The following is an 8,526-nucleotide window of genomic DNA, read 5'->3' on the forward strand; positions in this document are numbered from 1 at the left end:
GGCTACGCCGGCGAAACAGCCACGCCCGCCAAGGACGATAAGCGACCGGATACCGCCAAGCCAATAAAGCCACACCCGCCAAGCGCCATAAACCAACCAAATGACGCCAATCACAAACAGCCACCCTCTGTGGGAGCGCCAACAATGAACAATTCCAGCCCAATCCCGCCAGGCATTGACCATCGATCCGGGTCCGGCAAGCATGGCGTGCTACATGCCTTTGACCGCTTCGCCGGCGCCGCCACGCGCCAGGCCGGATCGCCCGTCGCATTCGTGCTGGCCGTCAGCGTGGTGGCCGCGTGGGCCATCACCGGCCCATTGTTTTCCTATTCCGAGACCTGGCAACTGGTCATCAACACCGGCACCACCATCGTCACCTTCCTGATGGTGTTCCTGATCCAGCAGAGCCAGAACAAGGACGCGGTCGCGGTCCACCTGAAGCTCAATGAACTGCTCGCCTCGCACCGCGAAGCCAGCAATATGCTGGTGTCGATCGAAGACCTGGACGAGGAAGAGCTGCGCCAGCTGGTGACCTTCTATCGCCACCTGGCCGAGCTGGCTGACAAGGAAGACGGTATCAAGTCGAGCCATTCGCTGGACGAGGCGCGCGAGAACCACGCCGCCAAGCGGCAGGCGCGCGCAGCGCGCGGGCGCCGGCTGGCCGGCAGCGATGCCGGGAGCCGCTCACCCACCGTGGCGCCCAGCTCGTAGCCCATGCGGCCCCTCCCATCCCATCGAGCGACAGCCACCAGCAAGGAGCCGCCCGTGTCCGAACCGAGCAAGGCAACGCATCGAAAGCGCGCCGCCCCGGGCAACCCGCCGGCGCGCGGGCGTGCGGTGATGGTCTACGGTTGCGAGACCCTGGGCAAGGCCGACAGCCACCATGGCACGACCCTTGCCAATATTGCCCGCAAGGTCGCCGACATTGCGGGTCTGACCTTCGCAGGCGCCTACGCCGCGCCTGATGCGGGGCTGCCTGTGCCGTACCTGGTGCCCGCGCAGACGCTGGTGGGGCGCAAGCTGGCCCAGGACCTCGGCGTGCGGGACGCGGGCGACCTGTTTGGTGGGGTGGTGCCTTACGCCTTCGTGGCCACCAAGGCGATCACGCACGGCCTGGTGGCGCCCGGCGCGGCAGCGCCGCGGGGCTGGTCCGAGGACTTTGTGCGACGCGTGGTGGGCGCTACCCTGCCGGGCTTCACCGCCTTCACGCTCGGCGACGCGCGGATTGCGGCAATGCGCCTGCTGGCGCTGGGGCCGGTACGGCTGAAAGAACCGTACGGCGTCGGCGGGCTGGGCCAGCGCGTGGTCCACGACGAACGCTCGCTGGACGAGGCACTTGCCGCGATGGCGCCCGACGTGGTGGAAGCCCATGGCCTGGTGGCGGAGCGCGACCTGGATGCGCCGCAGACCTACAGCGTGGGGCAGGTGGAACTGGCGGGCCTGCGGGCCAGCTATTGCGGCACGCAAGGGCTCACTGCCAACAACCACGGGCAGAAGGTCTATGGCGGCTCGACGCTGACAATGGTGCGCGGCGGCCTCGAGGCGCTGCTGCAGCACCCGTTCGACGCCCGCACGCTGGCCGCGGTGCGGGCCGCGATGGTGTACCACGAAGCCGCGCTCGCGTGCTATGGCGATGCCGGGAGCATGGTGCTGTCGCGCTGCAACTACGACGTCGCCTTCGGCTCGCCCGCGGGCAGCGCCGGCCACGGGCAAGTGCTTGGGGGCGTGCTGGAACAGTCCTGGCGGGTGGGCGGCGCGACCGGCGCCGAACTGGCGGCGCTGGCCGCGCTGCGCGAGGATCCGCGCCGCGCCCGCGCGGTGGCTGCCACGCGCGAGGTCTATGGCAAGGGCGTGCGCGTGCCGGACGACGCCGAGATCTACTTCCAGGGAGAGGACCGGCACGCCGGTCCGTTGACTAAATACGCACGACTGGAGCCTGAATCCGATGGCAACGCATGAAGACCTGCTGCAGATAGAAAGCGAAGGCGGCACCATTGCCGGCACCCTGATCAGCCCGCAAACCAGGCTGCCGGGCGTGCTGTTTGTCCACGGCTGGGGCGGCAGCCAGCAGCAGTACCTGGCCCGCGCGCGCAAGGTGGCGGGGCTGGGCTGCGTCTGCCTGACCTTCGACCTGACCGGGCACGCCGGCACCCAGGCGCAATACGAGACCGTCAGCCGCATGCGCAACCTGGCCGACGTGGTGGCCGCCTACGATGTGCTGGTGCGCCAGCCCGAAGTGGACCGCAACGCCATCGCGGTGGTGGGCAGCAGCTACGGCGGCTACCTGGCTGCGCTGCTGAGCACGCTGCGCCAGGTGCGCTGGATGGCGTTCCGCGCGCCGGCGCTGTACATGGACTCGGGCTGGGAACTGCCCAAGCGCCAGCTGCATCGCGAACAGGACCTGGTGGCCTACCGGCGCAGCGTGGTGCCGCCCGAGAGCAACCGCGCCCTGCGCGCTTGCGCGGAATTTGCCGGCGACGTGCTGGTGATCGAATCCGAGCACGACCAGGTGGTGCCGCACGCCGCGGTGATGAGCTACGTGGATGCCTGCGTGCATGCCAACTCCATGACCTACCGCGTGATCAAGGGTGCCGACCACGGCCTGACGGAAGAGGAAAGCCAGCGCGGCTACAGCAGCCTGCTGGTCAACTGGCTGCGCGAGATGATCACCGTCGCGCGCGCCGGCCCGGTCAGCGCGGAGCGCGCCGAGCCGCCCGCGGAGCGGCCCGCGCCGCAGGCGGCCACCGACGAGCTTGGCATGCCGCAGGCCGAGTCCGCCAGCGCGCCGGCGGCGGTATCCGGCGCGCAATAGCGTGGCCTGGCCTGGCCGATAGCAGCAGGCCAGGACAACTGAACCGGCTCAGCACCCCAGTGGGCCGATGTAGCCGGGCAGGCCGCGCGCGCCCGCGGCGTGGGCCAGCCGGAACGCCTGCGCCAGCGCGATGGCAAAGTGATGCGGGGTGTCGAACGGGCCCGCCACGTGGCGGCGGAAATAGTCGGCCCAGCGGAAATCCATATAGGCGGTCTTGACCTTGCGATAGCCGCCGGCCAGCTGCACGAAAGCCTCGAGGCTGCGATACGGGTCGTCGCGCATGTCATGGACGCCGGCAGGCAGTTCCGTCAGCGGACGGCGGCGCCCGTACTCGTCGTAAGGGTGGACCATGTGCTCAGCCACCATGTGGCGCCAGAACGCCGGCAGGTTCATGTCGCTCAGGTCGGCGCGCACCACGCCCGGCACATGGGTGAGCCCGAGATCGTGCCAGGCGCGCACCCAGTGATGGTGGTCGACCACGTACAGGGCCTGTTCCGGACCGATCACCAGGTGTACGCGGTGCCGGTCCAGGAACGCGGCGCGGTCCTCCGGCGGCAGGCGCCGGGTGACATGGACCTTCTGCGCGACATGGTAGCCGCCTACCGTGATCTGGGTGGGACGCAGGGCATCCAGCGGCACCATCAGCTTGCTGCCCGGGCACAGCTTGCGAGGCTGGCGGCGCATGGGCGCATCAACTCTTGTTCAGCGTGCGCTCGGGCGAGATCCCCGAAGCATCGGTGCCGGCCGCATCGTCGCCGCCGACCTCGGAGCCCGCCGCCCACGCGGCGCCTGGCTGGCGCTGCACGCGCAGGTGATTGTTCACCTCGGTGACGCCGAACACGGCATCGGCAATGTCCTCGATCACGTACTTCTCGCGGCGCTCGCGCACGGTGCCGTCCAGCGTCACCACGCCGTTGGCCACTTCCACGCTGACGTCGTGGACATCGACATAGGGGTTCATCGCCAGACGTTCGCACACATCCTCGCGCACGCGCTCATCGGCGCGGCGGTAGCCCTTGGGGCCGACCGGACGGCGCCCGGCGCGCTGGCCGCCTGGCGCTCCCGCTTGCGCCGTATAGGGCGCGTGGCGCCGGTAGCCCGGATCATCCGGGTACACACGCTGGCCGCCACTGTACGACTGGCCACCGCTGCCGGCATCGCCAAAATAGCCGCCGCCATAGCTCGGCTGCCCGGCGCGCTGCGCGCGGTCGCGTTCCATGCCTTCGCGCCAGTGCATGGCGCGGCCGCCGCGTTCACCCCATTCTTCTTCACCACCGTGCCAACCGCGGCCAGGCTGGCGCGGGTCATTCTCATCGCTGAGTTCGCTGCGGCGTCCGCGCGGGCCGAAGCGGTCTTCATCGCGGTAGCCATAGCCCGATTCGCGTTCTTCGCTGCGATAGCCGCTGTCCTGCGGGGCCGGCCGGTAGCCACCGTAGCCGCTGCTGTACGGATGGCCGGTGCCGCCCGTGTCGGCAGCGCCATAGCCCTGTTCGCCCCAACTGCCGCGGCGTTGGCCGGCAGGCGTGTCCTGCTGGTACCACGGGCCGCCATGGCGCTCGGACTCGCGTTCGCGGCCCGGAGGCGCGGATTGGCCGCTGCTGTCGCCGCGCCAGTCCTCGCCCCATTCCTGTCCCCAGTCCTCCGAGCCGCTGCCCCGGCCCTGGTCGCGCGTCCGTTGCGCCGGGCCGCGCTCGCGGCGCTGCGTTTCGCTGCCGCTGCGGGGGCCGCTGCGGCTGCGCTCGTTGCGGAAGTTGAACATGGTTGCCTCCTGGCTGTGGGGCCCGGGCGTCTTCCGCCGCACTGCCTGGTGCGGCGGGCCCGTGCGGCAACTGCCGCAGGCGCGCCGGGCCGGTGACGTTCATGCCTGCAATGGCCGCAATATCCGTGCCCCGACGCGTGCGCGGGGCCAGGCGGGCTGGCCGCCCGGGGCGCTGTAAGGATTGCCGGGCAATGTAAGGGTTACGGGCGGCGTGGCCCGGGCTCGCCGTTTGCGGCATGGAATTTGCGCGGCACCTGCAAGGGCCGCGATGCGGCCGCGCAGACAGGAGCCAGCCATGTCCACACCGACCAGCATCCCGCCCCAGCACCAGTCGCGCCAACCTGGCCTGGAGTCCGCCATGCGGCCGCAGCCGGACAGCGGCGCCGACGACTATGTCGGCAGCGGCCGGCTGCGCGGGCGCGCGGCGCTGATCACCGGCGGCGACAGCGGCATCGGCCGGGCCATTGCGGTGGCCTTTGCGCGTGAAGGCGCCGATGTCGCCATCGCCTATCTCGATGAGCATGCCGATGCGCGCGAGACCGTCGAGCTGGTTGAGGGGGCGGGCCGCAAATGCCTGGCGATCGCCGGCGACCTCGCTAACCGCGCGCATGCCGAGGCCGTGGCGCGACAGGCGTTGCAGCAGTACGGCAAGCTCGACATCCTGGTCAACAACGCCGCCGAGCAACACCCCAAGGCCTCGCTGGAAGAGGTCGACGCCAGCCAGGTGGAGGCCACCTTCCGCACCAATGTGTTTGCGATGTTCCACCTGACGCGCGCGGTGCTGCCGCACCTGAAGTCGGGCGCGTCAATACTGAACACCACTTCGGTGACCGCGTATCGCGGCAGCAAGCACCTGCTGGATTATTCCGCCACCAAGGGTGCGATCGTGTCTTTCACGCGCTCCCTGGCGCTGCAGGTGGTCGAGCGCGGCATCCGTGTCAACGGCGTTGCGCCGGGCCCGATCTGGACACCGCTGATCCCGTCGACCTTCACCGCGGAGGAAGTGGCCGAATTTGGCAAGAAGACGCCGATGGGGCGCCCGGGACAACCGTTCGAGGTGGCGGCGGGCTTTGTTTTCCTGGCATCCGACGCGGCCAGCTATGTCACCGGGCAGATCCTGCACATCAACGGCGGCGAGGTCGTCAACGGCTGAGGCGCCAGGGCGGGGCATGTAGTTCCGGGGCCGCCTTTGCAAATATTGCACGCCGGCGTGCGCGCCATGCAGGCCGTGCGCGCGGCGTGCCGCACAGCAGGCGCAGGCGTGGCTCTTGCAATGTGGATGACAGCAGTCATGACCATCGCCACCATCATGGGAGTCAGTCATCATGTCATCGATCGTAGCCGGACGTTTCGATTCGATTGCCAGCGCCGAAGACGTGGCACGTACCCTGTTCTCGCGCGGCTTCTCCGTGTGGGACGTATCCATCATGTCGGTGGGGCCGGACAGTACGCCGGAAAGCGGCGCGGTGGACCGCGTCATGCTGGCGGCATGCGTCAACAACGGCCTCGATTCCGTTGCCGTGGACGTGCTGCGTGAAGCCGGGGCGAGCGCGCTGGAATGCGCGCAAGGCAACTGGGAATGCGGCCAGTGGACGGATTTCAATCCCGCCCGCCACGGCGAGCCCATACGCGGCGGCGAGGGTGAGTACTGGCCACGCCCGCTCGCACGCGAGGCGGTTGCCGAAGAGAGCACCGGCAACGAAGACCCGGGCAGCGAGCTTGAGCACTTCGTCGACCAGAAGCGTGCCGAGAACGACTGAGCGCCGCGCTGCCGCGGCCGGCAGCGCTGAACCAGGCACGCCGCGCAGCGCGCGAGGCAACGCCGTTGCCGAACTGGCTCGCCTGCGCCCGACCCAGCTGACGCTGGGTTATGCCCACGTCAGCTACAAGATGGATGTCACGCAGCGCCACGCGAACCCGGACGACCACGCGGCGCTGCGGCGCTTCATGCGCCGCCATCGCGTCAAGACCGTGGCCGGGCCGGGCGGCAGCCTCTATATCATCGATCACCATCACTGGGCGCGGGCGTGGCTGGATCTCGGCTACGAGCAGGCACCCGTGCGCGTGCTGCATGACTTCAGCCGCCTGAGCCCGTCGGCGTTCTGGAAACGGATGCGCCGTCTCGGCCATGTCCATCCCTATGACGAGCACGGCCAGCTGCTGGGCCCGAAGGCGCTGCCGCCCACTGTGCGGGGCATGCGCGACGATCCCTATCGCAGCCTGGCTGCCTTTGCGCGCGAGGCCGGGGCCTGCCGCAAGCCTGGCAGCGCTGCCGGCGATTTCTCCTGGGCCGCCTTCCTGCGCGAGCGGGTGGAACAGGACCTCGGCAGCGTTGCGGGATTCGGGCTGGCGCTGGCGGAGTCGATCCGGCTGGCGCGCAGCGCCCGCGCAAGACGTTTGCCCGGCTATTGCGGCGGGCCGGTGAGGGGGAGGGTCGGGGGAAAGAAGGGCGGTGCCAGATAGGCAGGCAGCCTGGCAGACCGCTTGGTTGCTCCCCTCTCCCGCAGGTGGGAGAGGGGAGCAACCCGGCAGCATCGCTGACGCTGGTCCCGGATCAACTGTCTGACTTGTGCTTCGGCATGCCCTTGGTCTTGGTCGAAGCCATCTTGTCGAGTTCCTTTTCGCTCATCGATTTATACATCGAGCGGGAAGGTCCCTTGAGCGATCCGGCCTTCTTTTCGCCGCGCTTTGCGGAGAGCGCCGCTCCCGCGGCCTGCTGTTGCGCCTTGGATTTGGCTGGCATCTGGGTCTCCTTGCAAATGGGGGAAGGAACCGGGCGATGCGGTGGCACACGCCCGCGCTTCGTTATAGGGCGCCGGCGCGGCAGCGACAAGGGTAGCCCCGCGCTGGCGCCGCTGCGTGCGCCAGCCGGCGTGCGTTGCCCGCAGGCTGGCCAGGAACGCTAGATCCGGCCAAGCACCACGAGCAGCACCACGATCAGGACGATCAGGCCCAGGCCGCCGCTAGGCCAGTAGCCCCAGCCGGAACTGTAGGGCCAGGCCGGCAGTGCGCCGATCAGCAGCAGGATCAGGATGATCAGGAGAATGGTGCCGATTCCCATGGCGTGCTCCTTGTTGTGGATCTGGCAAGCCGGGCTTCCGGACCGGGGTGGCCTCGGAGAGCCAACTGCTTACAGTTCAGCCTAGATCAGGGGGCGCCGGCGTCCCCCCGGACTAGGGCTGAAATCGCTGTAGGAATCGGACGACGTTGGGGTGTCGGGCGCGCAACATGCAGGGCTGTCGTGGCGGACACTGCGCCGCGTTCAGCACGCTGCGTTCAGCCCGTGCTCGACGGCATAGACGGCCACCTGCACGCGGCTGGCCAGGTTCAGCTTCTTCAGGATGTTCTGCACGTGGATCTTCACCGTGCTTTCCGCCACGCCCAGGTCGCGCGCGATCTCCTTGTTGCTTTCGCCGCGCGCCAGGCCCTGCACGATCTCGCGCTCGCGCGCGGTCAGCCGCGGCGCTTCGTCCTGGCGCGCCGCGGCCACCGGTGCGGGAGCGCGGAACTGGGCCACCAGCTTGGCGGTCATGCTGTCGGAGATGACCGGTTCGCCGGCCGCGGCACGGCGGATGCCGGCGATCAGCGCCTCGGTCTCGATATTCTTGATCAGGTAGCCGCGCGCGCCCCCCCGCAGCGCGGCGGCCAGTTCCTCGGCTTCCTCGGACACGGTCAGCACGATCACGGCGGTCTGCGGCAGGTCTTCCACCAGCAGCTGCAGGGCTTCCAGGCCGGACAGGCCGGGCATGTTCAGGTCCAGCAGGATCACGTCGGGACGGTGCTGCTTGGCGCGCTTGATGCCTTCCACGCCGTCGGCGGCTTCGTCGACGATCTCGAAGTCGGCCTGCCGCTGCAGCAGCGCACGGATGCCCGAGCGGAACAGGGTGTGGTCGTCGATCAGCAGGATGCGGATGGTCATGGCTGGGTCTCGGTGGTCGTGGGGGCGGGGCGGGTG

The 8,526-nt window shown here is 69.3% G+C and carries 11 protein-coding genes; 6 read left to right on the forward strand and 5 right to left on the reverse strand.

From position 1 onward, the window contains the following. Positions 1-144 precede the first annotated feature (144 nt). Genes AC3WON_RS30600 through AC3WON_RS30610 form a run of 3 tightly spaced genes read left to right on the forward strand, consistent with a single transcriptional unit; the run spans position 145 to position 2,812 of the window. The gene (locus AC3WON_RS30600) at positions 145-711 is read left to right on the forward strand and encodes a low affinity iron permease family protein (RefSeq protein ID WP_492353432.1); all 567 of its coding nucleotides are present in this window, start codon (positions 145-147) and stop codon (positions 709-711) included. Between the two features lie 54 nt (positions 712-765). After that, positions 766-1,959, forward strand: a complete 1,194-nt coding sequence (locus AC3WON_RS30605; protein ID WP_492353433.1) for a DUF3182 family protein — start codon at positions 766-768, stop codon at positions 1,957-1,959. Further along, positions 1,946-2,812: an alpha/beta hydrolase family protein gene (locus tag AC3WON_RS30610; protein ID WP_492353434.1), complete on the forward strand. Its 867-nt coding sequence runs from the start codon at positions 1,946-1,948 to the stop codon at positions 2,810-2,812. The genes AC3WON_RS30605 and AC3WON_RS30610 overlap by 14 nt, the downstream gene beginning before the upstream one ends. Before the next feature lie 48 nt (positions 2,813-2,860). On the opposite strand, the gene AC3WON_RS30615 is transcribed toward AC3WON_RS30610, so the two are convergent. Together AC3WON_RS30615 and AC3WON_RS30620 are read right to left on the reverse strand one after the other, a co-directional pair. Continuing rightward, positions 2,861-3,496, reverse strand: a complete 636-nt coding sequence (locus tag AC3WON_RS30615; RefSeq protein ID WP_492353435.1) for a ParB-like protein — start codon at positions 3,494-3,496, stop codon at positions 2,861-2,863. Positions 3,497-3,503: 7 nt separating this feature from the next. Beyond that, positions 3,504-4,571, reverse strand: coding sequence for a BON domain-containing protein (locus AC3WON_RS30620; protein WP_492353436.1), 1,068 nt, complete (start codon positions 4,569-4,571; stop codon positions 3,504-3,506). Between the two features lie 295 nt (positions 4,572-4,866). Here AC3WON_RS30620 and AC3WON_RS30625 point away from each other — a divergent pair, with 295 nt between their 5' ends. From AC3WON_RS30625 to AC3WON_RS30635, 3 genes are all read left to right on the forward strand, one after another. Beyond that, the gene (locus AC3WON_RS30625) at positions 4,867-5,724 is read left to right on the forward strand and encodes an SDR family oxidoreductase (RefSeq protein WP_492353437.1); all 858 of its coding nucleotides are present in this window, start codon (positions 4,867-4,869) and stop codon (positions 5,722-5,724) included. A gap of 172 nt (positions 5,725-5,896) precedes the next feature. Beyond that, positions 5,897-6,331: a hypothetical protein gene (locus tag AC3WON_RS30630; RefSeq protein ID WP_492353438.1), complete on the forward strand. Its 435-nt coding sequence runs from the start codon at positions 5,897-5,899 to the stop codon at positions 6,329-6,331. Continuing rightward, positions 6,315-7,034 (forward strand): ParB-like protein, encoded by a 720-nt coding sequence (locus AC3WON_RS30635; protein WP_492353439.1) that lies wholly within the window; start codon positions 6,315-6,317, stop codon positions 7,032-7,034. The genes AC3WON_RS30630 and AC3WON_RS30635 overlap by 17 nt, the downstream gene beginning before the upstream one ends. Positions 7,035-7,125: 91 nt before the next feature. Here AC3WON_RS30635 and AC3WON_RS30640 read toward each other — a convergent pair whose 3' ends face one another. From AC3WON_RS30640 to AC3WON_RS30650, 3 genes are all read right to left on the reverse strand, one after another. Then, the gene (locus AC3WON_RS30640; RefSeq protein WP_010810654.1) at positions 7,126-7,314 is read right to left on the reverse strand and encodes a DUF3008 family protein; all 189 of its coding nucleotides are present in this window, start codon (positions 7,312-7,314) and stop codon (positions 7,126-7,128) included. A gap of 159 nt (positions 7,315-7,473) precedes the next feature. Further along, entirely contained in the window at positions 7,474-7,632 is a 159-nt protein-coding gene (locus tag AC3WON_RS30645; RefSeq protein WP_010810653.1) for a DUF3309 family protein, read from the reverse strand. 201 nt (positions 7,633-7,833) lie between these two features. Next, positions 7,834-8,490 (reverse strand): response regulator, encoded by a 657-nt coding sequence (locus AC3WON_RS30650; protein ID WP_114134071.1) that lies wholly within the window; start codon positions 8,488-8,490, stop codon positions 7,834-7,836. Positions 8,491-8,526 lie beyond the last annotated feature (36 nt).

The organism is Cupriavidus sp. FW305-46 (assembly GCF_058787075.1).

Excerpts from the sequence above, each read along its gene's own strand:
- AC3WON_RS30610 (WP_492353434.1), top strand. The coding sequence starts at position 1,946 with ATGGCAACGCATGAAGACCTGCTGCAGATAGAAAGCGAAGGCGGCACC.
- AC3WON_RS30630 (WP_492353438.1), top strand. The coding sequence starts at position 5,897 with ATGTCATCGATCGTAGCCGGACGTTTCGATTCGATTGCCAGCGCCGAA.
- AC3WON_RS30645 (WP_010810653.1), bottom strand. The coding sequence starts at position 7,632 with ATGGGAATCGGCACCATTCTCCTGATCATCCTGATCCTGCTGCTGATC.
- AC3WON_RS30620 (WP_492353436.1), bottom strand. The coding sequence starts at position 4,571 with ATGTTCAACTTCCGCAACGAGCGCAGCCGCAGCGGCCCCCGCAGCGGC.
- AC3WON_RS30640 (WP_010810654.1), bottom strand. The coding sequence starts at position 7,314 with ATGCCAGCCAAATCCAAGGCGCAACAGCAGGCCGCGGGAGCGGCGCTC.
- AC3WON_RS30625 (WP_492353437.1), top strand. The coding sequence starts at position 4,867 with ATGTCCACACCGACCAGCATCCCGCCCCAGCACCAGTCGCGCCAACCT.
- AC3WON_RS30650 (WP_114134071.1), bottom strand. The coding sequence starts at position 8,490 with ATGACCATCCGCATCCTGCTGATCGACGACCACACCCTGTTCCGCTCG.
- AC3WON_RS30615 (WP_492353435.1), bottom strand. The coding sequence starts at position 3,496 with ATGCGCCGCCAGCCTCGCAAGCTGTGCCCGGGCAGCAAGCTGATGGTG.
- AC3WON_RS30600 (WP_492353432.1), top strand. The coding sequence starts at position 145 with ATGAACAATTCCAGCCCAATCCCGCCAGGCATTGACCATCGATCCGGG.